This window comes from Sphaerotilus sp. (genome assembly GCF_034519685.1).
Lineage (GTDB): Bacteria > Pseudomonadota > Gammaproteobacteria > Burkholderiales > Burkholderiaceae_C > Sphaerotilus.
Genome location: NZ_JAXHOF010000003.1, coordinates 659,964 through 686,290 on the forward strand (window position 1 = coordinate 659,964; position 26,327 = coordinate 686,290).

General features: G+C 69.8%; 22 protein-coding genes. 12 read left to right on the plus strand and 10 right to left on the minus strand.

The features are described from left to right. Positions 1–20 precede the first annotated feature (20 nt). The 7 genes from U5O44_RS06625 (at position 21) to U5O44_RS06655 (ending at position 8,946) form a co-directional block, all read left to right on the plus strand. A complete protein-coding gene (locus tag U5O44_RS06625; RefSeq protein WP_322587667.1) occupies positions 21–2,243 on the plus strand; it encodes a TonB-dependent siderophore receptor in 2,223 nt (740 codons plus the stop codon). A gap of 23 nt (positions 2,244–2,266) precedes the next feature. Next, positions 2,267–3,001: a DUF4198 domain-containing protein gene (locus U5O44_RS06630; RefSeq protein ID WP_322587668.1), complete on the plus strand. Its 735-nt coding sequence runs from the start codon at positions 2,267–2,269 to the stop codon at positions 2,999–3,001. Between the two features lie 150 nt (positions 3,002–3,151). Then, entirely contained in the window at positions 3,152–3,436 is a 285-nt protein-coding gene (locus tag U5O44_RS06635) for an Rdx family protein (RefSeq protein WP_322587669.1), read from the plus strand. A 135-nt stretch (positions 3,437–3,571) separates the two neighbouring features. Then, the gene (locus U5O44_RS06640) at positions 3,572–4,081 is read left to right on the plus strand and encodes a sigma-70 family RNA polymerase sigma factor (protein ID WP_416222157.1); all 510 of its coding nucleotides are present in this window, start codon (positions 3,572–3,574) and stop codon (positions 4,079–4,081) included. A gap of 4 nt (positions 4,082–4,085) precedes the next feature. Then, the gene (locus U5O44_RS06645; protein WP_322587670.1) at positions 4,086–5,123 is read left to right on the plus strand and encodes a FecR family protein; all 1,038 of its coding nucleotides are present in this window, start codon (positions 4,086–4,088) and stop codon (positions 5,121–5,123) included. A 68-nt stretch (positions 5,124–5,191) separates the two neighbouring features. Beyond that, a complete protein-coding gene (locus U5O44_RS06650; protein ID WP_322587671.1) occupies positions 5,192–7,696 on the plus strand; it encodes a TonB-dependent siderophore receptor in 2,505 nt (834 codons plus the stop codon). Positions 7,697–7,698: 2 nt separating this feature from the next. Next, complete coding sequence (locus U5O44_RS06655; RefSeq protein WP_322587672.1) at positions 7,699–8,946, plus strand: PepSY-associated TM helix domain-containing protein; 1,248 nt, start codon at positions 7,699–7,701, stop codon at positions 8,944–8,946. A 31-nt stretch (positions 8,947–8,977) separates the two neighbouring features. Here U5O44_RS06655 and U5O44_RS06660 read toward each other — a convergent pair whose 3' ends face one another. Together U5O44_RS06660 and U5O44_RS06665 are read right to left on the minus strand one after the other, a co-directional pair. Then, positions 8,978–10,105: a PepSY-associated TM helix domain-containing protein gene (locus U5O44_RS06660; protein WP_322587673.1), complete on the minus strand. Its 1,128-nt coding sequence runs from the start codon at positions 10,103–10,105 to the stop codon at positions 8,978–8,980. After that, positions 10,105–12,150, minus strand: coding sequence for a TonB-dependent receptor (locus U5O44_RS06665; protein ID WP_322587674.1), 2,046 nt, complete (start codon positions 12,148–12,150; stop codon positions 10,105–10,107). Before U5O44_RS06665 ends, U5O44_RS06660 begins: the two co-directional genes overlap by 1 nt. A 105-nt stretch (positions 12,151–12,255) precedes the next feature. Between U5O44_RS06665 and U5O44_RS06670 the strand changes: the two genes are divergently transcribed. The 4 genes from U5O44_RS06670 (at position 12,256) to U5O44_RS06685 (ending at position 17,371) form a co-directional block, all read left to right on the plus strand. Continuing rightward, on the plus strand, positions 12,256–13,290 hold the full coding sequence (locus U5O44_RS06670) for an AraC family transcriptional regulator (RefSeq protein ID WP_322587675.1): 1,035 nt from the start codon (positions 12,256–12,258) through the stop codon (positions 13,288–13,290). A 16-nt stretch (positions 13,291–13,306) separates the two neighbouring features. Then, on the plus strand, positions 13,307–13,900 hold the full coding sequence (locus U5O44_RS06675) for an RNA polymerase sigma factor (RefSeq protein WP_322587676.1): 594 nt from the start codon (positions 13,307–13,309) through the stop codon (positions 13,898–13,900). Continuing rightward, complete coding sequence (locus U5O44_RS06680; RefSeq protein ID WP_322587677.1) at positions 13,897–14,844, plus strand: FecR family protein; 948 nt, start codon at positions 13,897–13,899, stop codon at positions 14,842–14,844. Before U5O44_RS06675 ends, U5O44_RS06680 begins: the two co-directional genes overlap by 4 nt. Before the next feature lie 100 nt (positions 14,845–14,944). Then, positions 14,945–17,371: a TonB-dependent siderophore receptor gene (locus U5O44_RS06685; RefSeq protein ID WP_322587678.1), complete on the plus strand. Its 2,427-nt coding sequence runs from the start codon at positions 14,945–14,947 to the stop codon at positions 17,369–17,371. Between the two features lie 70 nt (positions 17,372–17,441). Here the strand turns inward: U5O44_RS06685 and U5O44_RS06690 are convergent, their stop codons facing one another. The 8 genes from U5O44_RS06690 to U5O44_RS06725 form a co-directional block, all read right to left on the minus strand. Beyond that, positions 17,442–17,765 (minus strand): DUF2218 domain-containing protein, encoded by a 324-nt coding sequence (locus U5O44_RS06690; RefSeq protein ID WP_322587679.1) that lies wholly within the window; start codon positions 17,763–17,765, stop codon positions 17,442–17,444. 25 nt (positions 17,766–17,790) lie between these two features. Continuing rightward, a complete protein-coding gene (locus U5O44_RS06695) occupies positions 17,791–18,300 on the minus strand; it encodes a PIN domain-containing protein (RefSeq protein WP_322587680.1) in 510 nt (169 codons plus the stop codon). Beyond that, on the minus strand, positions 18,282–18,626 hold the full coding sequence (locus tag U5O44_RS06700) for a UPF0175 family protein (protein ID WP_322587681.1): 345 nt from the start codon (positions 18,624–18,626) through the stop codon (positions 18,282–18,284). Before U5O44_RS06700 ends, U5O44_RS06695 begins: the two co-directional genes overlap by 19 nt. Before the next feature lie 105 nt (positions 18,627–18,731). After that, entirely contained in the window at positions 18,732–19,928 is a 1,197-nt protein-coding gene (locus U5O44_RS06705; RefSeq protein WP_322587682.1) for a PepSY-associated TM helix domain-containing protein, read from the minus strand. Between the two features lie 47 nt (positions 19,929–19,975). Beyond that, positions 19,976–22,111, minus strand: coding sequence for a TonB-dependent siderophore receptor (locus tag U5O44_RS06710; RefSeq protein WP_322587683.1), 2,136 nt, complete (start codon positions 22,109–22,111; stop codon positions 19,976–19,978). 164 nt (positions 22,112–22,275) lie between these two features. After that, a complete protein-coding gene (locus U5O44_RS06715) occupies positions 22,276–22,668 on the minus strand; it encodes a DUF2946 domain-containing protein (RefSeq protein ID WP_322587684.1) in 393 nt (130 codons plus the stop codon). 73 nt (positions 22,669–22,741) lie between these two features. Then, on the minus strand, positions 22,742–23,044 hold the full coding sequence (locus U5O44_RS06720) for a DUF2218 domain-containing protein (RefSeq protein ID WP_322587685.1): 303 nt from the start codon (positions 23,042–23,044) through the stop codon (positions 22,742–22,744). Between the two features lie 14 nt (positions 23,045–23,058). Beyond that, positions 23,059–25,098 (minus strand): TonB-dependent receptor plug domain-containing protein, encoded by a 2,040-nt coding sequence (locus U5O44_RS06725; RefSeq protein ID WP_322587686.1) that lies wholly within the window; start codon positions 25,096–25,098, stop codon positions 23,059–23,061. 115 nt (positions 25,099–25,213) lie between these two features. Here U5O44_RS06725 and U5O44_RS06730 point away from each other — a divergent pair, with 115 nt between their 5' ends. Then, the gene (locus tag U5O44_RS06730; RefSeq protein ID WP_322587687.1) at positions 25,214–26,239 is read left to right on the plus strand and encodes a helix-turn-helix transcriptional regulator; all 1,026 of its coding nucleotides are present in this window, start codon (positions 25,214–25,216) and stop codon (positions 26,237–26,239) included. Positions 26,240–26,327 lie beyond the last annotated feature (88 nt).

Below are 26,327 nucleotides of genomic sequence, written 5' to 3' on the forward strand. Positions count from 1 at the left end.
CAACCTGGAGGACAGTTCCCATGCACCACCGCTTCCCGAGGCCACGCCTCACCCATGTCGCCACCGCCATCGCAGCCTGGCTCGCCGCCTCGACCCCGACGCTCGCCACGGCGCAGTCCGCGCCGGCACCGAGCACCGAGGCACCTGCAGCCGCCGCGCGCACGTCCGCCGAGCCCACGCTGCCCACCGTGCAAGTGGTCGGCCGCCGCCAGTCGGGTGCCTACCACGACGGCCAGTCCGCCGGCGCCACCAAGACCGACACGCCGCTGCTCGAAGTGCCGCAGGCGGTGCGCGTGCTGCCGCGCCAGCTGCTCGACGACCTGGGCGCGCTGCGCCTGGACGACACGCTGGACTTCGTGGCCGGCGTGAGCCGGCAGAACAACTTCGGCGGCACCTGGGACAACGTGGCCATCCGCGGCTTCCAGGGCCACGAAGACACCACGATGAGCCTGCTGCGCAACGGTATGCCCTCCAACCGCGGCTTCAACGCGCCGCGCGACACGGCCAACCTCGAACGCATCGAGTTCCTCAAGGGCACCCTGGGGGCGCTGTACGGTGCCAGCGAGCCCGGCGGCAGCGTCAACCTCGTGACCAAGCAGCCGCGCTTCACGGCGGGGCACTCGGTGGAAGCCTACTTCGGCAGCTTCGGCACCAAGCGCCTGGCGCTGGACAGCACCGGGCCGCTGAACGGCGGCAGCGCTGCAAACGTCAGCGGCAACGAGCCCACCACGCAGGCCTACCGGCTGAACCTCTCGGTGGAAGACAAGGACGGTTTTCGCGACCACACGCACAGCCGGCGCGAGCTGCTGGCGCCCGCGCTGACCTGGAAGCTGAGTCCCGACACCCAGCTTCGCTACGACGGCGAAGTGCTGCGCCAGCGTGCGCCGCTGGATCGCGGCGTGCCGGTGATCAACGGCCAACTCGGTGCCGTGCCCAGCACGCGCTTCTACGGCGAGCCGGGCGACGGCGACATCACTATCGTCAACCAGACCCACCAGCTCTTCGTCGACCACGCGCTCGGCGCGGACTGGCTGCTGCGCGGCGGCCTGCAGCTCAAGCGCGGCACGTTGGAGGGCCGGGCCACCGAGCCGCACCAGTACGGGCCCGGCGCCCTCGGCTGTTCGACCTCGATGAACACGCAGGACTGGCTGTGCCGGCGCGTGCGCTGGCGCGACTACAGCTCCGATGAAACCTCGCTGCAGCTGGAGGCCACCGGCAAACTGCGCACGGGGGGCATCGAGCACACGCTGCTGGTGGGCGCCGAGGCCGCGCGCTTCGGGCAGGACCGCACGCTGCTGGACCACGCGGGCGGTCAGCGTTACGCCGTGGGCATCTCGGTGTCCAACCCGCAATACGGCCAGGTGCCGGCGCAGACCCTGGGCCCCGTGCTCGCGGCATGGAACGGCGAGCTGAAGGACCACCAGCAAGCCGTCTACGTGCAGGACGAGATCGCGCTCGGCGCGTCGTTCAGGCTGCTGGCCGGGCTGCGCCACGACCGCGCCAGCAGCCGCTTCGAAAGCCGTGTCGATGGCTCGGTGGCCGAGCAGGACACCAGCGCCACCTCGCCGCGCGTGGGCCTGACCTGGCTGGTCCAGCCCGGCTTGTCGGCCTACGCCAGCGTCGGCCGCTCGTTCCGCGCGCAGACCGAGACAGACGCGAGCGGCCAGTTGTTCGCACCTCAGCGCGGCACCGCCAAGGAGCTGGGGCTGAAGTGGGAATCGGCCGACGGCCGCCTGGGCGGCAGCGTGGCGCTGTTCGACATCACCAAGCGCCACGTGCCCCAGTACGACGCCGACACCGACTCCTACATCGAGCTCGACCAGGTGCGCAACAAGGGCGCGGAGATCGAACTGGCGGGATGGATCGCGCGCGGCTGGCGCGTGGCGCTGGCTTATGCCTACCTGGACGCCGACCGCCACCTGACGCAGTACGCGCGCCACAGCGGCAGCCTCTTCGTCGTGCACGAAATGCCGCTGGCGGGCGGCGGCCTGGTCGGCCTGGGCGGCGGCCTCACGCACGTGGGCGCGCGCACCGGTGAAGACCCCTACTCCACGCCGCCGCAGCTGCCGGCCTACACCACCGCCAAGCTCACGGCCTACTGGCGCGCCACGCCCGCACTGCGGCTGTCGCTGGACGTGGACAACCTGTTCGACAAGACCTACTACGCCAGCGCCTACAACCGCGTGTGGGTCACGCCGGGCAGCCCGTGCACCGTGACCGCGGGCCTGCAATACAAGTTCTGAAACGCACCAAGGACAATACGATCATGAACGCACCGAAGCAACTCATCCTGGCGGCCATCGCCGCCTCGCTGTGCGGCCTGGCCCAGGCCCACGGCATCTGGTTCGCGCAGCGCGCCGACCGGCTGGCGATGGTCTATGGCGACGGCGCCGAAGACCTCGACGTGGTCAAGCGGCTGCCCAAAATCAGCTCGGTCGGCGGCACCGACGCGGCCGGCAAGCCGGTGTCGGTGAAGCTGGAGACGGAAGGCCGCATGGCCTTCGTCGACCTCACGCACAAGCCAACCGTTCTCACCGCGACCCTGAACAACGGCCTGTGGTCGCGCGACGCGGCCGGCAAGTGGCACGGCAAGGGCAAGGACGAGGTGCCCGGCGCCACGATCAGCGGCCGCTACCTGAAGTACGCGACCCACCTGGTCGCGCTGCCCGCCGGGGGCGTGGCGCCGGCGCCCGGGCTGGCCTTGCAGATCGTCCCCGTGGGCACGAAGTTTCCGCGCAACAAGAACGAGCCGCTCAGCGTCCAGGTGCTGTTCGACGGCAAGCCGCTGCCGCGCGCGAAGGTCTGGCAGGACGTGGTGACCGACCCCGACGGCGAGCCCCTCGTGGCCGATGCCGACGGGCGCGTCACGCTGCCGGTGCGCAACCAGGGGCTCAACGTGGTTCGTGCCGAGCACGAGAGCGCTTCGGTGGACCCGGGCAAGACCGATCGCACGCATCACTTCGCGACGCTGAGCTTCATGCTCGAGCACGCGCCGGAGTGAGGAAGTGAGGCTGCCGGCAGGCCGAGGGCCGCTGGGCGCGAGGTCCCGGCTTGCGCAACGAGGGCATGACGAGGTCCGGTTCCAGGACAACGGTTCAAAGCCGGCCTCCTCCTGCGCTGGCGGCGACCCGCCGATGGACAATTGCGCTCCATGAGTACCGGCCGGGTCGAGATCGAGTACTGCCGCCAATGCCGCTTCCTGCTGCGCGCGGCCTGGCTCGCGCAGGAGCTGCTCACCACCTTCGAGTCCGAACTCGGCGAGGTGGCCCTCCTGCCAGGGCAGGGCGGCGTGTTCGAGGTGCGGCTTGACGGCGAAGTGATCTTCGCCCGCAGCGCTGCGGGGCGCTTCCCCGAGAGCAAGGAACTCAAGCAGCTCGTGCGCGACGGCATCGCACCGGGCAAGCCGCTGGGCCACAGCGACCGCGCGGCGCCATGAGCCGCTGGTGACCCGAATGCCTCAGCGGGAAATCATATAATGAGAGTCATTCGCATTTAGTCACCCGGGCGCCGAGTTTGCGCCTGCCAGCGCCCAGTGTCCACAGATTCGCTCGTCCTCCCATCGCCGGCCACATTGCCCGCTGCGCCACCCGGCGGAGCGCAGTCGCCGATTGGGCAGCTCTACGCGGACCATCACGGCTGGCTGCTGGCCTGGCTGCAGCGCAAGCTGGGCAACCGGCACGACGCGGCCGACCTGGCGCATGACGCCTTCCTGCGCATCCTGGCCGGCCGCGACCTGCAGACCATCCAGCAGCCACGCGCCTACCTCACCACCGTGGCGCGCGGACTGATGATCAATTGGTGCCAGCGCCAGGCACTGGAGCGCGCCTACCTGCAGGCCCTGGCCGCGCTGCCCGAACCGCAGGCTCCCTCCCCCGAGCAGCGGCTGCTGATCCTGCAGACCTTGCACCAGGTCGATGCCATGCTCGACACCTTGCCGCCTGCCGCAAAGCGCGCTTTTCTGCTCTCGCAGATCGAAGGCCTCACCTACGACGACATCGCGCTGCGCCTGAAAGTATCTCTAGCCACCGTCAAGCGGCACATGAAGCTGGCTTTTGTGCAATGCCTGGCGCTGATGGATTGATGCCGTGAGCACTCAGCACGCCACGTCTGCCATTTGCAACGGCGCCCTGCCCGTTGCCGACGCGCTGCCGGCCCACGTGCTCGACGAAGCTGCCGACTGGCTGGTGCGATTGCAGTCCGGCGCGGCCACCCACGCCGACCGGGCCGCCTGCGAACGCTGGCGCGCGCAAAGCCCCGATCACGCCCGCGCCTGGGCGCGCGCCGAGCGGCTGCTGTTCACACTGGGCGGCCTGCCACCCGCGCTGGCGATGCCCGCACTGGACCGCCCTGCCGGCAGTTCGCGCCGCGCGGCCTTGGGCAAACTGGCGATGCTGATCGGCGCTGCGCCGGCCACCTGGGCGGCCTGGGCCGGCTGGCAATGGTGCGAGGGCCCCGAGGGCTATAACTTTGGCGCCGACCAGCGCACGGCCACCGGCGAGCGGCGCCAAGTCGTGCTGGCCGACGGCAGCCGCGTCACCCTGAACACCGGCAGCGCCATCGACGTCCGCTACGACAGCGAGCAGCGCCTCATCCAGCTGCGCGCCGGAGAAATCCTCGTGCAGTCCCACGCCGACCCGTCGCCCCGCCCGCGGCCGCTGCGCGTGCGCACTGCGCATGGCACGCTGCAGGCACTGGGCACGCGCTTCACGGTGCGGCACTTCGATGGCCGCACGCATGCGGCGGTGCTCGAGGGCGCGGTGCTCGTCACGCCGGTGGCACCGAGCGGTATGCCGCCCGCCTTGCTGCAGGCCGGCGAGCAGGCATCGTTCACACCCAACGCAGTAGGCGCCGTCTCGGCGACGCACGACACCCAGGCAGCCTGGACGCAAGGCCTGCTGCTGGCTGACCGCATGCGCCTGGCCGACCTGGCCGCCGAATTGCAGCGCTACCGCGGCGGCTTCGTGCATTGCGATCCGGCAGTGGCCGACCTGCGGGTCTCAGGCGCCTATCCGGTGGGGACTATGGCCGACACCGAGCGTGCGCTGGTGATGTTGGTGACAACCTACCCGGTGCAGGCCCACAAGCGCCTGCGCGGCCATTGGCTGACTTTCGTGCCGCGCTGACACTTTTTGGCGGCTCGGCTGGCAAGGGCGGTGAACCCCTTCACTCCCAACTCGCCAGGACCAACACCGTGCCCGCATCACACGCTCTTTCCAGCAGCCGCGCCGCCGCGCGCGAACACGCGCTCAGCCCACTCACGCAAGCCCTGCAGGCAGCCCTGCTCGGCCTGGCCGTGGTGGCCGCGTCGGCCGCCCTGGCCCCTGCCGCCCACGCCGCCGAACCGCCGGCGCTGGACAACACCGCAACCAAGACCTACCGCATCGAAGCCGGCCCGCTCGGCCGCGCACTGTCGGCCGCCGCCGTGACATCCGGCCTCGCGCTGTCGTTCGACCCCGCGCTGACCGAAGGGCGCAACAGCCCCGCGCTGGCGGGGAACCTCACCGCACGCGAAGCGTTCGCACGCCTGCTAGACGGCAGCGGCCTCGAAATTGTGCTGCGCTCGGACGGCAGCTACACGCTGCGCCGTGCAGCGGCGCCCACAGTACTGGCCGCGTCGGCCGCGAGCGCAACGACCGCAACGAAGGCTGCAGCCGGTGCGGGCGAGACGGTGCTGCCGGTGGTGCGCGTGCAGGCCGCCGCCATTGAAGGCAGCGCCGACAACGCCTATCGACAGAAGAGCGCCCGCGTCGGCGTGCTGGGCGACAAGAGCCTGAAGGACACGCCCTACAGCATCGAGGTCTACCCGCGCGACCTGATCGACAACCTGCAGGCGCGGTCCCTGGCGGACCTGACCAAGGCCGATGCCGCCGTCAGCCTGGGCTCGGACAACCTGGTGACCGAGAACAACTCGCTGGCCATCCGCGGCATCAGCCCGGACTTCTACACCGGGCAAAAGATCGACGGCCGCAACGTGCGCGCGCGTGCCAGCGACCTGCCGCTGGAGCACTTCGAAAGCGTCGACATCCTGAAGGGCGCAGGCGCGTTTCTGTATGGCTTTGGCGCGCCGGGCGGTGTGTTGAACTACACGCTCAAGCGGGCTGGCAACGAGCCCGTTCGCCAGCTCAATGCCCAGCTGATGGACAGCGGCCTGATGCTGCTGCATGGCGACCTGGCTGGGCGCTTCGGCGATCAGCAGGCCTTCGGCTACCGCGTCAACGCCGTCGGCGAGACCGGTGACACCTATGTCGAGGGCGGCAGTTCGCGCCGTGCCTCGGCCTCGCTGGCGCTGGACTGGCGCATCACGCCCGGCCTGGTGTGGCGCGTCGACGCACTGGCCGCCAAACACGTGCGCCGCGGCGGCTACTGGGCCCTGATCCCCAACTCGGACGGCAGCACCGGCAACTGGGACCCGGGCGCGCCCCTGGCGCCCATCGACGGCAGCAAGCGGCTGGCGCCCTCGTTCACCCGCTATGGGTCCAAACAGCAGACCTGGGGCACCGACCTGAGCTGGCAGGTCGCGCCCGACTGGTCGCTGTCGCTGGCCCATCGCCGCTCGGAAAGCGGCCGCGAGTTCCTGGCGCCGGCCATCTTTGCCGATGCGCAGGGCAACTATTCGATGACTTTCTGGAGTTACGCCAACCGCTTCCAGAGCAGCGACACACAAGCCCTGCTGACGGGCAAGCTGCAGACCGGCCCGGTGCGGCATGACCTGAGCTTCGGGGCCTCGCGCACGCACACACGCAGCCTGTACACCAGCGGCGACGACGGTGGCGACGTCGGCTCAGGCAATCTGGCCCGGCCGGTCGATTTCGCGAACCCCTTCGTGCTCTACACCACGCGCGACGTGGACACCGAATACGACAAGGTGAACCTGCATGAAGTCTTCGCGTCCGACACCTTGCACCTGGGCCCGGACTGGGACCTCATCGCCGGTCTGCGCCGCGGCACGCTCGACGACCACTACAGCGGCTACAAGCGCAGCGCTACCACGCCAACGCTGGCCGCCATCTACCGGCCGCTGCCGGGGCTTTCGGTCTACGCCAGTTATGTCGAGGCGTTGGAACAGGGCGCCACCGCCCCTGACACCGCAGCGAATGCACGCCAGGTGTTTCCTCCGCTGATCAGCAAGCAGCATGAGGTCGGCATCAAGGCCGAAGGGGCGCAGTGGTCGGCCACGGCGGCGCTGTTCCGCCTGCAACGCGGCCTGACCTACACCAGCGCCGACAACGTCTTCAGCCAGGACGGCGAAGCGCGCTACCAGGGCGTCGAGCTGGCGGGCAAGGCGCGCCTGAGCCGCCAGTGGCTGGCCACCGCCAGCGTCATGTGGCTGGACGCCACCGGCCAGAAAACCAGCGGCGGTGCGCTCGACGGCAAGCGCATCCCGGGCGTGGCCCGCCAGCAGATCGGCAGCCTGGTCGAGTACCGGCTGGCCGGCATGCCGCTCACCTTCTCGGCCGGCGCGCGCTACATCGGCAAACGCCCGCTGGATGCCGACAACCAATGGCAGGTCGGTGCCGTCACGCTGCTCGATGCCGGTGCCCGCTTCGAAACCCGATGGGCCGGCACGCCGGTCACGCTGCGCCTGAACATCGACAACCTGGCCGACAAGGCCTACTGGGTGACGCAATCGGAAAGCAGCGGCCTGATGCAGGGAGGCCCGCGCACCGTCAAGCTCGGCGCGCAGTTCGACTTCTGACCATGCGCCCGACCCTGGTGAGGTTGCACCGCTGGTTCGGCCTGGTGATGGCCGGCTTCCTGGTGATGGCCGGCGTGACGGGCAGCCTGCTGGCCTGGAACGACGAGTTGGAGGCCCTTGTCAGTCCGGAACTGTTCGTCGCGTCGCCCGCAGGCCCCGGGCCTGCGCTGGACCCGCTTGAACTGCGGCAGCGCGTGCAGGCTGCCTTTGCGCAAGCCTTCGTGCCAAGGGCACCCTTGCAGATCGAACCTGGCCGGACCTTGGCGTTCCGCCTGCGCGCGCTGCCACCGCCTGGCGGCGGCACAGCGCCGGAACTGGCCGACGACCAGGTGTTCATCAACCCCTGGACCGGCCGCATCCAGGGCCAGCGCAAGTGGGGCGACATCGGCCAGGGCACGAAGAACCTGATGCCCTTCGTGCTGCGCCTGCATGACTCGCTGGCACTCGACATCGTCGGCAGCTACCTGCTGGGCGTGGTCGCGCTGTTGTGGACGCTGGACTGCTTCGTCGGCGCCTGGCTCACGCTGCCGGCACGCGCCTCACGCAACGGCGGGCCCTCCTGGCTGCGCCGCTGGCGGCCGGCCTGGGGCCTGCGCTGGCGCGCCGGCGCGCACAAACTGAACTTCGACCTGCACCGCGCAGGCGGCTTGTGGCCGTGGGCGATGCTCTTCGTGCTGGCCTGGAGCAGCGTGGCCTTCAACCTGCGCGAGGTCTATGAGCCCGTGATGCGCACGCTGTTCACCTTCCAGCAGGACGATGCCCCCCGACGCAGCGGCCCGCCGTTGCTGCAGCCCCCGGTCAACTGGCGGCAGGCCCGCGACATTGGCCGTGCGCGGCTGGACCAGGCAGCACAGGCGAACGGCTTCGCGGTGCTCGGTGAGTACATGCTGATCTACGACCCGCGCACGGGGCTGTACGGCTACTACGCGCGCACCAGCCGCGACGTGTCCGAGCGCTGGGGCATCACCCACGTGGGCATCGACGCCAGCACCGGCGAGATGACCGGCTTGCGGCTGCCTACCGGCGCAGCCAGCGGCGACACCGTGCACACCTGGCTCACCACGCTGCACATGGCCGCCGTGGGCGGCACTGCGATGCAGGTCTTTGTGAGCCTGATGGGCTTGGCGGTGGCCATGCTCAGCATCACCGGCGTGCTGGTCTGGTGGAAGAAACGGCAGGCGGCAGCGCGACGGCGCAGTACCGCAATGGCAACTGCCCCGAACCGGACTGCGCCTTCATCAGCGCCTTGAAGGCTGATACCTGCTAACTGCGACCTGCTGCTCACGGCACTTGCACCTTCCTGCGCCGTCGGCGCAACCCCGTCCACAGCATCAGCAGCGGCACCAGGCCTGAGAGCAGAGCCAAGGCCTCGCCCGGCAGGCCCAGGATGCCGCCCCCATGCACGGGCTCCAGCAGCGCGACGAAACGGTCGATGCCTTGGCGGCCGCCCTCGTCGCGCACACGCAGCACGCGCCCGGAGTGCGCGTCGACAAACAGCTCCACCGTCTGCCCGGCATGCGGCCCCGATGCCGGCACCAGGTCGACTCGAAACGTCCCGCCTTCGGTGAACGGCGCCATGATGAGGCGTGCCTGGGCGCCGGGATACTGCCGCTCAGCGGCCACCCACGCCGCCTGCAGCGGCAGCCTGGGCTGGCCCTCGGCCCCGTCTTCTGATCGATAGCTGAACGATGGGTCGAGCACCGTCTCGAACTGCAGCGCCAGCCCGCTGGTCAGCAAGACCGCCAGCACGAAGGCGCTGGCCAGCCCCACGCCTCGGTGCCAGCGCGCCGCTGCGCTGTCAAAGACAAGGTGTGCCGGCTTGCCGTGCAGTGCGCGCCGCCGGTTGACCCAGTTGGCGATGCCCGCCGCCAACAGCACCAGCAAAGCCATCGCCGCGCCGATCTGGATCAAGCGGCCCACTGCACCCAGCGTCAGGTTCGAGTGCACGGCATACAGAAAACCCAGCGCGTCGTAGCGCGTGCGCGGCCAGTCGCCAAAGGCCTGCACCGCCACCGCGTCGCCGCTGCCGGGATGCAGGCGGGCCAGGCGCCAGCGCCGCTCAATCGGGATCAGCGGGTCGGGTTCGGGCCAGAAGCCCATGATGAGCTGGCCGGCGTCGTCGCCCTGCTTGACACCCAGGCCCACCGCACCCGGATGCTGCCGCTCCAGCCGCTCGGCCATCGCCGCCAGACTGCTGCGCTGCGCTGCGGGCACCGCCATATCGGGGTTGAGCCAGGCGTCCAGCGGGCCGCTGACCACCAGCAGGCTGCCCGACAGACCCTGCAGCACAAACAGGGCGCCAAAGACGTAGGCCAGCCAGCGGTGCAGCTGGCGCCAGACACGCGGTGCCCGCGGCCGGGTCACAGCCGTGGCGGCGGGCGTGGCTGAGGGCGCAGCAACAGGGGCCATCAGAACCTCGTCCGCAACTGCAGCACCGCCTCGCGTGCGGCACCGAGCTGGGCGCCGGCCGCATCGGCATAGGTGCGGTACAGGGTGTCGCCGGCATTGCGCACCAGCAGGCCCAACTCCAGCGCCGGTGTGGCCGTCCAGGTGAGCCCGGCATCGACCACGGTGTAGGCCGACTGGCGCAGCGTGTTCTCGGGGTCGAACCAGTAGCCCCCCACGCGGCGCAGCGTGACCTGCGGCTGCCAGGCACCGCTTTGGCCCCAGCGGGCCGACCACGACAGCCGCAGGCTGTGCGTGGGGGCATAGGGCACATCGCGCCGGCCCAGGTTGCCGGCGGGGTTGCTGTAGTCGTCGTAGCGGCTGCGGTTGACCATGCCACCCACACTGATCTCGTGGGTGCTGCCGAGCGGCATGGCCAGGTCGAACTCCAGGCCACGGCTGGTCGCGTTGCCGACGTTGGACAAGGTTTGCAGGCCCAGCGGGCCGACCCAGCCCTGCACGTCCCGGCCATGGACCTGGTAGATCGTCACGCCGGCATGCTGGCGGCCGCCACGGGCAGCCCACTTCCAGCCAGCCTCCAGGCTGGTGGCCGTCTCGGCACGGTAGGCAATGGCGTCGGCCGTGGAGCTGCCCGCCTTGTTGAAGCCGCCCGGCTTGAATCCTCTGCCGATGCCGGCGAACAAGCGCTGGTCCGGTGCCAGCTGGTAAGTCAGCGCCACGCGCGGCGTGACGGCGCCGTTGCTGTCGCTGCCGCGGTAGGTCACCTCGGTGCCTGGCGTGCCGCCCGTGCGAGCCATGTCCACCTCGGCCCGTTCGCGCGCCCAACGGACGCCGGCCGTCAGCTCCCACGCCGGGGCCAAGCGCCAGGTGCCATCGGCAAACAAGGCCAGGTTGTGCACGTCGTTGACCGAGCGCGCATCACCGAAGGTGTAGGGGCCGTAGACAAAACTGGCCACCTTGCGCTCGAAGCGCAGTTGCTGGTCGGCCACGCCCAGCACCGCGTCGAACACCTCGCCACGGTAGGCGGCGCGCGCCTCTGCAAAGCGGCTGCGCTGGGCCTCGGGCGTGCTGATGCCATAGCTGCCGATGACGCGGTCCAGGTCCACCTGCTGCCAGCCCAGCACACCACTGAGGGTCCAGTGCTTGCCGATCACGAATTGCACGTCTGCAGCCACGTCGTCCACACGGCGGTCGATCAGCGGCTGCATGACCACCGGGCCGACCGCGGCGCGCGACATCGGCGAGAAGGGCACGTAGTACTCCTCGTTGGACCGATAGCGCTCACTGCCCAGCTTGACGCGCGCCTCAAGCGGCAGCGTGGGCGACAGCCAGCTCAGCGCGACACGGCCACCGCGGTTGTGGCGGTCATCGACGTGGCGACCACCGGTGGCCGGGTCGTCCAGCGTGCCGTCCTGGCGTGCGTCGGCCAGGCCCGCTTGCAGCGCCCAGCCGCTGTCGCTGACGCCGGTGCTCGCGTTGCCCGTCACGCTGTGTCCGCGCGGGCCCAACTCAGCGCTTGCTTCAGCTGTCGGCTTGCCGCCGGGCCGGGCGGTCTGCACGCTCAAGACGCCACCGATCGCGCCGCGCCCGTAGATGGCGCCCTGCGGCCCTTTGAGCAGGTCCACCCGCGCGACATCGAGCAGGCCCTGGGCGTAGGCATGCGGCAGCTGGGGCACGCCGTCCACCACCAGCAGCAGCCCCGGGCCATAGAAGTCGGCCGACGCGGCGCCGCGCACGGTGAAGTTGTTGTAGATGCGGCTGCTGCGCCCCATCGACGCAAGCTCGGGGAACACGGCGTCGAGCGCATCGGTGGCCTGCACGCCGGCACGTTGCAACTGATCCGCCGTGGCGCTGCTGACCGCAGCGGGCACGTCCAACGTGGCCTGGGCGCGCTTGGCGGCGACCACGGTGACGGTGGGGAGTTGTGCCCCACCCGGTGCCGACGCCGCCTGCGCTGGCGCGGGCGCTATGGGCACTGCCGCCTGCGCCAACACGTCCGTCGTTGCGATCAGAAAGGCCGCCACGGCCCCGCACCAATTTTTGTTCATGTCGCGCCTCATGCCCGCTTTGTTTTGAATCAGCGAGGCTAGGCGGCACGGCGCTGTGCACGAAACACGATCCGTCGGCACCAAACACGAATGATCTATTTAATAATGATTCTTGTTCGCAAAATTCCGCGCACCCAGCGCACCGTTCCGCCGACCCCTGTTCTTGCCATGCTCAGCACTGCGCCGCGCCGCCTTCGAGTGGAGCACCCCAACCCCCTGTCGCTGGACGATCCGGCCGAGGTGCCCACTCTCGCCGGCATGCGCTGGGCGACGGTGGGCGATGGCCTGCGCGCCGCCGTTGTCGACGGTCAGACCGAGCAGGACATCTGCATGCCCAGTCGCGCCGCGCCACACTTGTCGCTGGCGCTGATGCTCGACGGCCAGGGGCACTTCGCGATGGGTCGCGACTCTCGTGGCGCGCGCTGCGAGTTCGCCGCGGGCCACGCCTTCCTCAGCTGGTCGGCCGAGCACTTCGAGGGGGTGGACTTCATCCCGGCCGTCACACGGTTCCGCTGCGTGATCCTGCAGTTCCGCCCAGGGTTGCGCCGGATGTTCGACAGCGAGACACCGATTGCCCACAGCGGTGCAGAGTTGTGCCGCCATGCCACGGCGCGCGCCTGGGTCGCACGGCTGCCGCTCGATGCTTTTCAGAAGACCATCATCGACGAACTGATCGCGTCGGGCTTGCCGGCTTCGGCACGCGATGCGCTGCATTGGGAGTGTCGTGCGCTGGATCTGCTGCGGCAGGTGACAGAGCGGCTGCGCACGCCGGTTCCACCGCTGGAAGCCGGCCCGTCCAGCCGTCTTTCAGCACGCGATCGGCGCGCCTTGCTCGCGGCCCTGAGGCACATCGAGCAAGCCTATGCCGACCCCTTGCGCGTCGACGACCTGGCACGCATCGCCGGGCTGGGCGTCGGGGCGCTGCAGGATGGCTTCAAGGCGCTGTTCGGCCACAGTGTCTACGCGGCGGTGATCGAACAACGCGTTGCCGAGGCCTCGCGCCTGCTGCGCGGCAGCGCAGTGCCGGTGCACGAAGTCGCGGCACGCTGCGGCTTCAGCAACCCCAGCCACCTGGCGCGGCACTTCAAGCGGCGGCAAGGGATGACCCCTGCGGCCGACCGCGCGACCGGCGCTACCTGACGTTCCACAGCACGGCATGCCCGCAACATCCCACTCGCCCACGCTGCTGGCCGCGCTCGAGCACCACTACGACGAACTGGTGGACTACGTGCGCCGCCGCTTTAACGGGCGCAGTGGTGACGGCGGCTTCGCTCGCGAGGTGGTGCACGACGTTTGCGTGCAGTTGCTGGAAGCGCCGCCGACGCAAGCCGTGCATACGCCCCTGGCCTGGTTGCGCGTGGCGAGCAGCCACCGCGCGATCGACCGCTGCCGTGCTGACGCGCACCGCCTGGCGCTGATCGAGCCGGTGGCCGAGCTGCCGGACGTTCATGCAGACCACCACGACGGCGCCTCGGCATTGGCCTTTCAGCAGCATCTGGCGTCGCTGGTGCGCATCGTCGAGGCACTGCCGCCGCGCGCGCGCCAGGTGTTCCTGCTGCAACGCATCCACGGCGTTCCGCAGCAAGAGATCGCCGAGGCCATGGGCATCTCGCGCAACATGGTGGCGCAGCACCACAGCCGGGCGATGCGCACCATCGCTGCCGAATGGGAGCCGGCGCGCGAGTGGGCGTGTCACGCCGTGCGGGCGGCGGCCCGCGCCGAGCAAGGCCACGGAGTGGGCATCGAATGAGCGCTGACGGCACCGCGGCCACCACGGCCGCCGCCACCGACACACACGGCGCAGCGCCCGCATCGACGCCCCGCGCTGACGTGGCCGCCAACGACGCGCTCGCTCCCTATGACAGCGCGCTGCGCGCCGCGTTTCCCGATCGCGAGGCCTTGCTTGCCGAAGCGCGGACACAGACCCGGCAGCAGCAACGCCAGAGCGCGCGGCGCCGGTCGGCCGCCGGCAGCGCACTGGCCATCGCGCTGCTGTCGGCCGCGTGGCTGATCGACCCCGCCTGGCGCAGCCAGGAATTGCGCACCGCCATCGGCGAGCGCAGCACGGTCACGCTCAGCGATGGCAGTCAGGTGCAGCTCAACACCGGCAGCGTGCTGCGGGTGCAAAGCCACTTGCGCAGCCGGCAGCTGACCCTGGTGCAGGGTGAAGCGCTGTTCACCGTGTCGCATGGCTGGCGGCCGTTCATCGTGCACGCGCCAGGCGCGACCATCCGCGACATCGGCACCGTGTTCAACGTGCGCCAGTCAGCCGCCGGCCTGCAGGTGACCGTGGTCGATGGGGCGGTTGAAGTCAGCAGGGCCAGCGCCACCGAAACAAGCACGCCGCAGGAGGTTCGGGCCGGGCAGGTGTGGTCCTCCAGCGGCACCGGCACCGGCACCAGCACCAGCGCCGCGCGCACTCAGGTGGCGGCAGCGGACGCAACCACCACCACGGCCTGGCGTCACGGCAAGCTCGTTTTCGACGGCACGCCGCTGAGCGACGCGCTGGCCGAGGTGCAGCGCTATCGGCGCGCGCCGATCCGTGTGGCAGACCCGGCTGCGGCGCGCATGCGCATCTCCGGCGAATACGACCTGGCCGGCATCGAAGCCCTGATCGACGCCCTGCCCGCCACGCTGCCAGTGCGGGTGGAGCGGGCGGCCGACGGCAGCGTGAGCGTCGTCAGCCGGCGCTGATGTTTTTTTCTTGCTGCGGACCTCAACAACCCGCTCGCTCAAACGCCATGTCCTGTGAGGCTGCCGATCTGACGGCAGCAGAGGCTTCACAAAGGACACCATGGCCCACCGAACCCGACCGAATCACGCATCTCCCACTGACCACCCACGCGGCCCGCTGGCCCGCCCGGCCGGCGGGCTGTGGCGGCCGCGCCTGAGCGCCCTGGCCGCCAGCCTGCTGCTGGCCGGCGCCGCGCTGGCGCAGACCTCTGCCCCAACCGTCGAACGTGCCTTCGATATCCCGGCGCAGGCGCTGGACAAGGCCCTGAGCGCGCTGGCGCGCCAGGCGGGCGTGCGCATCCTGTTCAGCACCGATCTCACCGACGGCAAACAGGCCGCGGCGCTGAAGGGCACGCTGACGCCGCAGCAAGCGCTGGCGGGTCTGTTGGCCGGTTCCGGCTTGGTGCTGAAGGCGCTGCCGGATGGCGGCTACACGGTGGCATCGCAGCCGGCTGCGGCCGAGAAGGAAACGACGTTGCCGGTGGTACGGGTGACAGCGCCAGTGGGGCGGGAAGCGGCGGCGGGACCGGTGGCGGGCTATGTCGCAAAACGCACCGCGACCGCCACCAAGACCGACACGCCGGTGCTTGAGGTGCCGCAGTCGATCTCCGTCATCGGTCGCGAGGAGATGGACGCGCGCGGCGCGCAGGACGTCATGGATGCCGTGCGCTACACACCCGGCGTGACGACCAACACCTACGGCCCCGACAACCGCGGCTGGGAATACATCCTGCTGCGCGGCTTCGACGCCAGCGTCACCGGCATCTACCGCGACGGGCTCGGCCAGCCGACATTCTTGCCCACCTACTATTTGACCGAGCCTTACGCACTGGAGCGCGTGGAAGTGCTCCGCGGCCCATCGGCGATGGTTTTCGGCAGAGGAGATGCAGGCGGCATCGTCAACCGCGTGAGCAAGGAGCCCGGCGAGCGGGTTCGCGAGATCGAAGTCCAGTACGGCAGCTTTCAGCGCAAGCAACTGGCGTTCGACCTCGGGGATCAACTGGCCGGCAACAGCGACCTGAGCTATCGCCTGACCGGTGTCAGCCTCGACAGCAACGACCAGGACAAATACCCCGACGGTCACAAGCTGAACCGCAAACGCAGCTTCATCGCGCCGTCCGTGCGGTGGCAGCCCAGTTCGACCACCTCGTTGACGGTCTTCGGCGAGTTCCTCCATAACACCACGGCTGAAGACCCGTACTACGCCACCGCAAACTACGTTCTCACCGACATCAAGGTGGGCGACTACAGTTTCAGCCACATGAAGCAGACCCAGAGCGCGATCGGCTACCGCTTCGAAACCGCGCTGAACGCCGTCTGGACTCTGCACCAGAACTTCCGCTACAGCGACATCGACATGAGCCGGCGCGTGGTCTGGGCCGACTCGCTCGGTGACGACGGCCACACGCTCTCGCGCATCGCCCGGACCTGGAACGACCCTGTGAGACAGACATCGCTCGACACGAACGTTCAGGGCAAGCTGCAGCATGGCGACGTGCAGCACACGGTGCTGCTGGGCATCGACTACAGCGACCAGAAGGGCCAGCGGCGGCGCTTCATCGGCACGGCACCCGACCTCGACCTGCTCGCCCCTGTCTACGGCCAGGCCGTGGCCCTGCCCACCACCCCGCTGAGCAATCTCGACCAGTCGACGCGCCAGACCGGCCTGTACGCCCAGAACCAGATCAAGTTCGGCGAGCGCTGGGTCGTCACCCTCGGTGGCCGCCACGACCACGTGCGCCAGATTACCGACGACATCCTGAACACGAGCCTGACCCGGCAATCGGACAACGCGTTCAGCGGCCGCGCGGGCCTCACGTACCTGCTGGGCAACGGCTGGGCGCACTACGTCAGCTACGTCACATCCTTCCTGCCCAACAGCGGTGCCGACGCGAACAACAATCCCTTCGACCCCAGCCGCGGCAAGCAGGTCGAGGTGGGCGTCAAGTTCCAGCCCGCGGGTTCGCGCACCTTGTTCACCGCGGCAGCCTTCGACCTGCGCAAGACCAACGTGATCACCTCCGACCCGGCCACCTTTGAGCAACGCCAGATCGGCAAGCAACGCTCGCGCGGTATCGAGCTGGAAGCCAAGGGCGAGATCGCGCCGGGGCTGAACATCGCCGCCGCCTACACTTGGCTGGACATGAAGGTGCTCGCCAGCGCCGATCCGAATGAAGTCGGCAAGATCCCGCCGCTCGTGCCGAAGCAGTCCGCCTCGCTTTGGTTCGACTACCTGCTCGGCAACGGGCTGGGCTTTGGCGGCGGCGTGCGCTACATCGGCGAACGGCAGGATGACGAGTACAACACCACGGCCCGCAGCGGCATCACGCTTTTCGATGCCGCCCTGCACTATGAGACCGGTTCGTGGCGCTTCGCCCTCAATGTCGGCAACGTCGCGGACAAGAAGTACAACACGATCTGCTACCACGGCGAGTGCTACCAAGGCGCCTGGCGAGCGGCCACACTGACTGCCCGCTACAAGTTCTGATATCGGCGCGAGAAGACTCGAGAACCCGGGCGCCCCGGTGCCTCAAACGGACAAGACCGACGGCGTTCGTTCACGCTGGGCTCAGCCAGTTGATGATCGTCGGTTGTTTCCGCGAAAACAGCGCCACATGCGCATCAACCACCTCGCGCACGCGCTGCAGGCTTGCCGCGTCGTCAACGCTCAGCAGCACGGCAAGCCCACCCTCCACCACCTCGAACTCGCACCGCCCCCACGGGAACAGCACCTCGCCCTGCACCTCGTCGTGCCGGGCCTGCACCTTGCGGCTGAAGTGGAAGCACAGACGCGCCATCACGCGCCGGCTCGGCGGCGAGTGTTGCAGCGAAACAGGCACGCAGCGGTTCAGGCGCGCGTTCCAGGTGCGGCCAGTGGTCACGCCGGCATCGAAGTCACCGCGGCCTTCACACCTCGCCCACCCGCCTCAACACCGTGGTGATGACCTCCGGCGCAATGCGAAAGTCCGTCGCATGGAGCCGGCCGAACACGTCGCGAGCCGAAGTGATGATGCCGCGCGCCTTGGCCATGCCGATCACCGCGGCCGTGCCCGCGACACGCAGGCCGTGTTCGGCCGCGATGTGCCGCCCGGCCCGTTCGTCCATGAGCAGCAGCGCTGGGGCGCCTGCTGCGCCCCGCGCCCGATGCGCGAGCGCAATGCGAATGCACGCCGCCTCGCCTTCGTCCAGGTCGGGCAGCTCGGGCAGGGCCGGGGCCGGCTCCGTCAAGCGCAGCCAGCCGGCGGTCTCTGCAGCGGCAATGGCGGCCTCGCCCGGCAAGCCCTGCCCGGTGAGCACCTCCAAGCGCACCTGTGCCGGCCACCAGACCGCACCGAACAGGTCGCTCATCCACGGCAAGCCATCGACGCGCGCCAGCCCGATCAGCGGGCTGGCGTCGGTCAGGACGAGGCCAGCCACTCGTCGAGCGTGTCCATGTCGCGCGCGGTCTCGCGCTCGTCGAGCCGGATGACGGGGATGCCCAGGCGCGACACATGATCGACAAAGCGGGCCACCGGCATCTGTGCCAACCGGGCGGCGCGCACCAGCGAGAGCTGACCATCGCGGAACAGCGCGGTGGCCAGGGCGGGCCGCACGCCCGGCGCTTCAAGAACGCCGGCCGCCTCGATGCCGACCATCAGCGCATCCGGCCGATCGCGGTTCATGACGATCACCACATCCTTGCGCGCCATGCGCAAGGCTTCGCTCGGGTTGTTCTTCAGGCTGCTGACATTCACCGTTTCCATACCCACCTCTCATGGGAATATTGGATGGGATGAATGCTAACACGCCAGTGCGAACAAGCGCTGCACTTCGGCAGCCCGCCGCGAACGTCAACCCATAGCGCGCGCTCAATCCGGCGCCGATCCCGTACCGACCCGCCGTGCCCCGCGCTTCTTCAGCCAGATCCACACCCCGGTGCCCGCCAGCATCGCCACCACCAGCCCCAGCGCGCACACGAAGATGCGCCACGCAAGCCCGAACACGTCGGCCTTGTGCAGCGCGTACAGCCATTCGGTCACGGTGTTGCCGGCGTGCCGGCCGCTGGGCTGCACGAACAAGCGCTGGGCGCCGGTGTCGGCGTCGAAGTACAGGTCGGTGCGCCCGCGCCGGGCCTGCACGTCGGCACTGCTGTGCACGCGGTAGAGCCAAGCCCCGTGCTGCGGCACGTAGCGCAGGGTCGCGGCACGTTCGACGACCAGGCCTGCTGCACCTGCCTGCGCCGCCATCAGGGCCTCGCCGCGTTCCTGTGCCTGCCGCCACGACAGGCCCGGCCGCTCGCGTGGCACCGGCAGCGGCGGCAGTTCGGTCCACACCGTGCGGTACTCGGGCACACTGCGCGTCACGGCGGTATAGACCGTGTCCCACAGGTTCATGTAGACGCTGGACCAGGCGAAGCCCAGCAGCACCAGCCACAGCCACAAGCTGGTGGCGCGGTGCAGGTCGAACACGCGCCGAAAACCCGTCGCCGGGTGCTTGATCTGCCAGGACGGCATCCAGCGTGCCCAGAAGCCGCGCCTGGCGGATGCCGATGCCGATGCCGATGCCGAACGGCGCGGCGCGGGCAGGGTCAGCACCAGGCTCCACAGGCAGTCCAGCGTCCAGGCCAGGGCCACGATGCCCAGCGTCCACAAGCCCACGCTGTCCAGCGCCAATTCGTAGTGCAGCCGGTAGACGAAGGGCATCAGGTTGGTCCAGCCCTGCCCGAGGTCGCCCCAGCGGCGGCGGCCCAGTTCGTTGCCCGTGTACGGGTCGAGCAGGAGGTTGTCGAAGTCGAGCGTCGTCGTCGCGCCCGCGGCCTGCGCGGGCCAGGGCCGCACACGCGCCTCGGCCTGGTGGGCACTGCGCAGCGTGATCTCGGTGACCTGCGCTTGCGGCGCGAGCGCCTGCGCCCGCTCGGCCAGGGTGGCCAGATCGAGCGGCACGGCCCCGGGCCGCGCGGGCACCGACAGGTGGGGATTGATCAGCGCGTCCAGTTCCTCGTAGAAGGCCAGCAGGCTGCCGGTGAGGCCGACCACGACCAGAAAACCTGCCGTCGCCAGGCCCACCCAGCGGTGCAGCTACAGGCAGGCACCGCGCAGCGTCAGCCCGTGCTTCACAGGTCGACCTTCAGCGTGGCGCGCAGGGTGCGCAGCGCGGCCGGCAGGTTGGTCCAGCGAGCGCGCATCGTGTAGTAGCGCGTGTCGTTGGCGTTGTCGAGGTTGAGCTGCGCCGTGGCGTGGCTTGCGGCCAGACGGAAGGCATAGGCCGCCATCACGTCCAGCCGCGCGTACTTGCCGTCGCTGCAGCTGTTGGCCGCATCACCGTAGCGGGCGCTGGCCGCGTACACGCCACCGCCCAGGCTGAGGCCCCGCCAGGCTTCGTCTTGCAGCGCGTACTTCAGCCACAGGCTGGCCTGGTGGCGCGGCGCATTCGGCAGGCGGTGGCCCTGGTTGCCGCCGTTGTCGCGCGTGATCACGGCGTCGGTATAGGCGTAGCTGGTGATCGCGTTCAGGCCGGGAGACAGTTGGCCTTGCAGGTCGAACTCCAGGCCGCGGCTGCGGGCCTCGCCGATCGACACCGTGAGCTGCGGGTTGTTCGGATCGGGCGTCGGCAGGTTCCGCTTGATCAGCTCGAACACGGCCAGGGAAGCCAGGACGCGGCGATCCAGAAGCTCGGCCTTGAAGCCTGCCTCAACCTGCCGGGCCTTCTCGGGCTCGTACAGCGCGCTCGGCTCGTACGAGAAGCCCGGGCCAAAGGAGGTGCCGTAGCTGACGTAGGCGGACAAAGTCGGCGTCAGCTTGAACAGCGCCGCGAGGCGCGGGCTGGTCTGGTGATCGCTGCGCCGGTCGGTCGCCAGCGGCGAGTAGTACGCCGCCTCCAGCTCGCGCTCGAGCCGGTCGTGGCGCAGGCCAATCAGCAGGTGCAGCGCGTCGCCGATCTGCATCTGGTCCTGTGCGAAGACGGCCAGTGAGCGTGTACGCTGGTTGGCGATGAAGTCCGGTGCCTCGTTGCCTGCCGCGGCGTCCAGCGCGGCAATGTCAACGGTCGATTGCGCAGGTCGATAGGCGTAGAGGTCGATGGTGTCGACGAAGCGGTCGATGGCGTAGTCGCGCGCCTTCAAGCGCGTGGCCTCCGCGCCGATCAGCGCCTTGTGCTTCACGCCCGCGGTGTCGAAACTGCCGGCCAGGTGGGCCCACGCCGTGTGGCTGTCCAGCTTCTCGCGGCCGAACCACGCGTAGCGGTCGGCATCGCGGTCCCCCGGCTGCAGCGCGTTGGCGTAGACATAGAAGCTGCGGAAGGTCTTGCGATTGCTCGACGACAGCAAGCCACCGGAGAGCTGCCAGCGCTCGTCGATCCGGTGCGAAGCGTTCAGGTCCAGCAGCCGGTTGTCGTGCGTGTCGCCCAGCCCGCTTTGGTTGAAGGTGCGCTCGATCGGCAGGTCTGCGAGGCCCCGGCCCACCGCCGGAACGCCGGTGTCGTACACGGCCTTGGCATGCGACACCTCCAACGACAGGTTCACGCGCGTGGCCGCGCTCGGCTGCCAGCTCAGCGCTGGCGCCACGAACAGGTTGCGGTTGTCGGCCAGTTCGCGGTAGCTCCCTGCCGAGAGCGCGGCGGCATCGAGCCGATAGCTCAGCGCGCCGTCGGCATCGAGCGCGCCGGTGGTGCCGGCACGCGCGCGGTAGGCATCGTGCGCCCCGATGCCCAGTTCGACCTCATGGGCCGGCGCACGAGCGGGTTGCCTCGTGACGACGTTGATCACGCCGCCAGGGTCGCTGGCACCGTAGAGCATGGCGGCCGGGCCCTTGAGCACCTCCACGCGCTCGGTGTTGGCCAGCTCGAAACGCGCAAACGGCACACGCACGCCGTTGCGGTATGTGGCCAGGCTCTGCTCGAAGCCGCGCACCACGAAGCGTTCGTAAGCACCGCCCAGGTAGTACATGCTCTGAACGCCGCTGACGTTGCGCACGGCTTCGCCCAGCGTGGTGACCTGCTGGTCGCGCAGCGTGGTCTCGTCGATCACCTGCACGGCCATGGGCGCGTCCAGCAGCGCGGTGTCGGTTTTCGTGGCCGTGCTGGCAGCACGCGGCACTTCGCTGCGCTGGCCCTTGACGGTGACGGTCTGCAAGACGGCCTCGGGTGTGGACTGGGGCGCGGTCTGGGCGCGCGCAACGGGTTGGAAGGCGCAAAGGCCTGCGGCGCACAGCGCGGCGGTTACCGGCGCAAGGCGGGTCGTGTTCGGGGTCATGTCGGTTCTCTTGATACCTGGTGCGCGTTACACGGCCACCGGCGGCGCCTCGTCCAGAGGCAGCGGTGTGGGGTGGACGCAGCGGGATGGCTTGGCGACGGACGCGCGCTTCAGCCACGGCAAGCCGAACCAGGCACGGGGGTGCGCGGCGCGGTCGGCAAGGATCAGGAGAAGCTCGGTGGTGCGCGCGGTTGCGCGCTGACCCACACGTGCGGCGTGCGGGGTGCGCTGAGGAAACGCCCGGGGTGCGCCTGAACAGCCATCGGCGCCCAAACAGTCACCAGCGGCGCCGGCGGCATCCCCAGAACGGCGCTGCGCAGCGAGCAGTACGGGCAGTGCTCGAGCACATGGCCCGGCACAGGCTTCGATGCTGGATCGTCTTGTACCGGTCCGGTCGCGCGAAGGCGCAAGCCGTTGGCGGCCGAACAGACCTCGATCCAGCCGGGGCTATCGCCGGCACGCAGGGCGTGGGACAGCGCAGGCGCCAGCCCCGCCAACAGCAGCGCGATCCCCACGATCCACGTGGTGAAGGCCTGGGTGCTGCGCCGCGAAAACATGCATCCAGTGTAGGTGGGTGGTCGGGCGACGGATCCGCCCCCGACCCGCCCCGGCTCGCCCCATGCGCAACGCTCAGCGGTGGTGCGTCACCTGCCCCCACTGCACCGCCAGCGGCTGCCTGCGCGAAAACAACGCCACATGCGCATCAACCACCTCGCGCACGCGCTGCAGGCTTGCCGCGTCGTCATCAGCGCTCAGCCGTACAGCGAGCCCACCCTCCACCACGTCAAACTCGCACCGCCCCCACGGGAACAGCACCTCGCCCTGCACCTCGTCGTGCCGGGCCTGCACCTTGCGGCTGAAGTGGAAGCACAGCCGCGCCATCACGCGCGCCGGCTCCGCCACGTCGAGCCGGCCCATCTGCTGCAACGCCATCGCGGCACCGCGGGTCAGAACTGCCAGCCCAGTTCCACCCGCACATCGCGCCCAGGTTCGGGGTAGCCCAGCACCTTGGCAAAGCCGGTGTGGTAGGCGTAGGTGGCCTGGTCGAAGTAGAACTTGTCGAACAGGTTGTGCACGGCCAGCTTCAGCTGCGGGCCGCGCGCGCCCGCCGGCTTCCACACGGCGTGCACGTCGTGCACCGCGTAGCCGGCCTTGGTGAGGCGCTGGGTGGGGTCGCTGGCCGGGGCGTAGCTGAGCGACTCGATCACGCGCGTGGTCCAGCCGAAGTCCAGCCCCTGCGCCGGCAGCGCGTAGGCCAGGCGCAGGTTCCAGGTGCGGCCGGTGGCCACGCCGGCACCGAAGTCACCGTCGGACAGCGGCACGCCGTTCAGCTGCGGCTTGCTGTGCGCCACGCTGGCGCCGGCCTGCAATGCACCCACGCGCGTGTCCAGGCCCAGTTCGTAGCCGGTGCTGCGCAACTCGCCGCCGTTGTGGCGGATGGCGTTGTCGTCGGCGTCGAAGGCGTAGGCGATGTAGTGGCCGATGGTCTGGCGGAAGACTTCGCCGCGCAGCACCACCGGGCCGAGCGCGGCGTCGAAGCCCAGTGCCAGGTTGCGGGCGCGCTCGGCCTTCAGGTCGGCCACGTTGCGGTAGCCGGGGCCGTTGTCGAGCAGGAAGGTCTCTTTCAGCCCGGCGCCGCGCAGCGTGCTGCCAGCGCTGGCGTGCAGGTTCAGCGCCTCGGTGGCGGCGTAGTGCAGACCCAGGCTGGGGCTGGCGCCGGTGCTGGAGAAGCGCTGTGCGTGGTCGTCGCGGTAGCGGTAATGGTCCAGCCGCAGCCCGGCGGACAACTGCCAGCGCTCGGTCAGCGCCACGCTGTCTTCGATGAACAGGCCGCTGACGCTGGCCGTCTCGCTGCCGTTGCCGTAGGGCGCCACGCTGCGGTTGGCGGGGTTGAGGGCATCGGCCTCGTAGGCGTGGTGGTTCAGGCCCAGCTTGAGCCGGTGGTTGCCCCAGCGCTGGCTCAGCATCGCGTTCACGCCGCGGCCGGTCACCTGCTCGCCGTAGGTGCGGCCGGTGGCGGTGACGGTGCGCTCGTTGCGGTTGTCGTCGTTGAACAGCGTGGCCTCGATGGCCGGCGCATCGGCGCTGCCGGCGTGGCGGTAGCCCAGCGTGAGCTGGTCGCGCGCATAGGTCTGCGGCATGGGCGCGCCGCTGCGCGCGAAGTCCACCATGTTGGGCCGCAGGAAGCGCACGCCCTCGTCGTTGAAGTGGTTCAGGCCCAGGCTGAACTGATGGCCCGGTGCGGGGCGCCAGTTCAGCTTGGCCAGGGCCGAGTCCTGCGTGGAGCCGCTGTGGATCACCTGCTGGCCCTGGCCGTCCTGGTATTCATCGATGTCCTGCCGCGCCACGCTGACGAGGCCGTCGAAGACCTTGTCGGCGCTTTGCCCGTAGCCGGAGAGCGATGCCTTCCAGCCCTTGTTGCTGAAGCCGCCCAAGCCGACGCGCCCGCCCAGGTTCTGGCCGGCGACCAGCAGGTCGGCGGCGTCGAGGGTGGTGAAGTTCAGCGCGCCGGCCAGCGTGCCTGGCCCGGCGCTGGCGCTGGCCACGCCCTTTTGCACCTGCACTGATTTCAGCAGGCCGGGGTCGATCAGCAAGCGGCCCTGGTGGTGGTACAGGTAGCCGCCCTGCGGCGCGCCGTCGAGCGTGATGCCCAGCAAAGTGTCTTCCAGGCCGCGCACATAGACCTTCTGCGCGATGGCGTTGCCGCCGCCGCCCACGCTGATACCGGGCACCGACTGCAGCGCCTCGCGCGCGTCTTTGGCCTGCGCGTCGGCCAGGGCCTTGGCACTGATCACGTCGCCGTCTTCGACGGGGCGGGCCTTGACGGTGACCGGCGCCAGCGTGGTGTCGGCAGGCGCTACCGCCGTCTGCGCCCATGCGGCCTGGGCGCAGGACAGCACGGCCGCCGTGGCGAGCGGCGTGACTCGCAGGTACAGCGTGCTGGGGCGGTGGGGGGTCATCGAACGGGGCGTGGTGAGGTCAGTCATGGTGGGTGAGATCTGCGAGAATACGTATTCGAGATTGCGAATCATTTGCGTCCCGGCGCTTTGGCCGCAAGCATCCCATGGGTTCGTTCCCGCCGCCTTTGCGCGGCACAGTGCTTTGTTTGAGACACCCGACATCACCGTTGCACCCGGCGCCGAAGGGCCGCAGCCACGCAGCAGCGCCACCTACGACGCCGGCTTTCTGGCGCGGGCTTTCGCGCACCTGGGCGGCAGCTACAGAGTGAACGGGCCGGGCCTTTGCGCGCGTGCGCCGGTGCTGGCCGGTCGGTTTGACCTTCGGCAACTGCGCCACGGGATGAGCCTTCACTGCACCGATACGCAGGACCTGCAGACCCTGAGCACCGAGGTCGAGCAGGAGCCGGGGCTGGGCATCGTGATCCTGCTGGCCGGCCGCATCGACGCCAGCCTGGGCGCGCGGGCGCTGCGGCTGGACGACAGCAGCGGCCCGACGGCAGCGCTGACCTCACTGGCCGAGCCCGACCGCTTCGTTCGCCACGCCCAGCGCGGCCGCCATGCCCGCAAGGTGAGCATCGGCATCGACGCCGCGTGGCTGGAGGCCAACGGCGCCGCAGCAGGCCCGGCCGGCGCGCAGGCCCTGGCCCTGCTGCGCACGCACCTGGCGCAGCGCGCATGGCGCCCTTCGGCCCGCGCGGCGTCGCTGGCCGAGCAACTCGTGCACCCGCCTGCGCTCGAACCGCTGCTGCTCAACCTCTACCTGGAAAGCCGCGCGCTGGACCTGGTGGTCGAGGCGCTGGGCAGCCTGGCCGAGGCACCGAACCGCCCGTCTGCCGCCCTGCGCCCGCGCGATCTGCGGCGCCTGCAGGACTTCATCGCCTGGCTCGACAGCGGTGAGGCAGACGGCCTGTCACTGTCCGAGATGGCACACCGTGCCGGCCTGAACACCACCACGCTGCAACAGCGCTTTCGCGACGCGCGCGGCTGCAGCATCGTCGAGTTCCTGCGCAAACGCCGCCTTGCAGCAGCCCGCCACGCGTTGGAGCAGCAAGGCCTCACGGTCGGCCAGGCCGCTGAGCTGGCGGGCTATGCCAGTGCCGCCAACTTCGCCACCGCCTTCAAACGCCAGTTCGGCCTGCAACCGCACCGGTGCCGCGCCAGCCTCTGATCTGAAGTACCCAGACTCTTCCATCCGTCCGCCCATGAACTCCGCCATCGCCCCGTTCCCCCGGTCGGTACGCCGACTCCTCGCATCC

Bases quoted from the DNA above. Each gene is read 5' to 3' on its own strand.
- U5O44_RS06710 (WP_322587683.1), bottom strand. From the start codon at position 22,111: ATGACCCCGAACACGACCCGCCTTGCGCCGGTAACCGCCGCGCTGTGC.
- U5O44_RS06725 (WP_322587686.1), bottom strand. From the start codon at position 25,098: ATGACTGACCTCACCACGCCCCGTTCGATGACCCCCCACCGCCCCAGC.
- U5O44_RS06675 (WP_322587676.1), top strand. From the start codon at position 13,307: ATGCCCGCAACATCCCACTCGCCCACGCTGCTGGCCGCGCTCGAGCAC.
- U5O44_RS06655 (WP_322587672.1), top strand. From the start codon at position 7,699: ATGCGCCCGACCCTGGTGAGGTTGCACCGCTGGTTCGGCCTGGTGATG.
- U5O44_RS06625 (WP_322587667.1), top strand. From the start codon at position 21: ATGCACCACCGCTTCCCGAGGCCACGCCTCACCCATGTCGCCACCGCC.
- U5O44_RS06715 (WP_322587684.1), bottom strand. From the start codon at position 22,668: ATGTTTTCGCGGCGCAGCACCCAGGCCTTCACCACGTGGATCGTGGGG.
- U5O44_RS06635 (WP_322587669.1), top strand. From the start codon at position 3,152: ATGAGTACCGGCCGGGTCGAGATCGAGTACTGCCGCCAATGCCGCTTC.
- U5O44_RS06660 (WP_322587673.1), bottom strand. From the start codon at position 10,105: ATGGCCCCTGTTGCTGCGCCCTCAGCCACGCCCGCCGCCACGGCTGTG.
- U5O44_RS06685 (WP_322587678.1), top strand. From the start codon at position 14,945: ATGGCCCACCGAACCCGACCGAATCACGCATCTCCCACTGACCACCCA.
- U5O44_RS06700 (WP_322587681.1), bottom strand. From the start codon at position 18,626: ATGGAAACGGTGAATGTCAGCAGCCTGAAGAACAACCCGAGCGAAGCC.
- U5O44_RS06670 (WP_322587675.1), top strand. From the start codon at position 12,256: ATGATTCTTGTTCGCAAAATTCCGCGCACCCAGCGCACCGTTCCGCCG.
- U5O44_RS06680 (WP_322587677.1), top strand. From the start codon at position 13,897: ATGAGCGCTGACGGCACCGCGGCCACCACGGCCGCCGCCACCGACACA.
- U5O44_RS06720 (WP_322587685.1), bottom strand. From the start codon at position 23,044: ATGGCGTTGCAGCAGATGGGCCGGCTCGACGTGGCGGAGCCGGCGCGC.
- U5O44_RS06630 (WP_322587668.1), top strand. From the start codon at position 2,267: ATGAACGCACCGAAGCAACTCATCCTGGCGGCCATCGCCGCCTCGCTG.
- U5O44_RS06665 (WP_322587674.1), bottom strand. From the start codon at position 12,150: ATGAACAAAAATTGGTGCGGGGCCGTGGCGGCCTTTCTGATCGCAACG.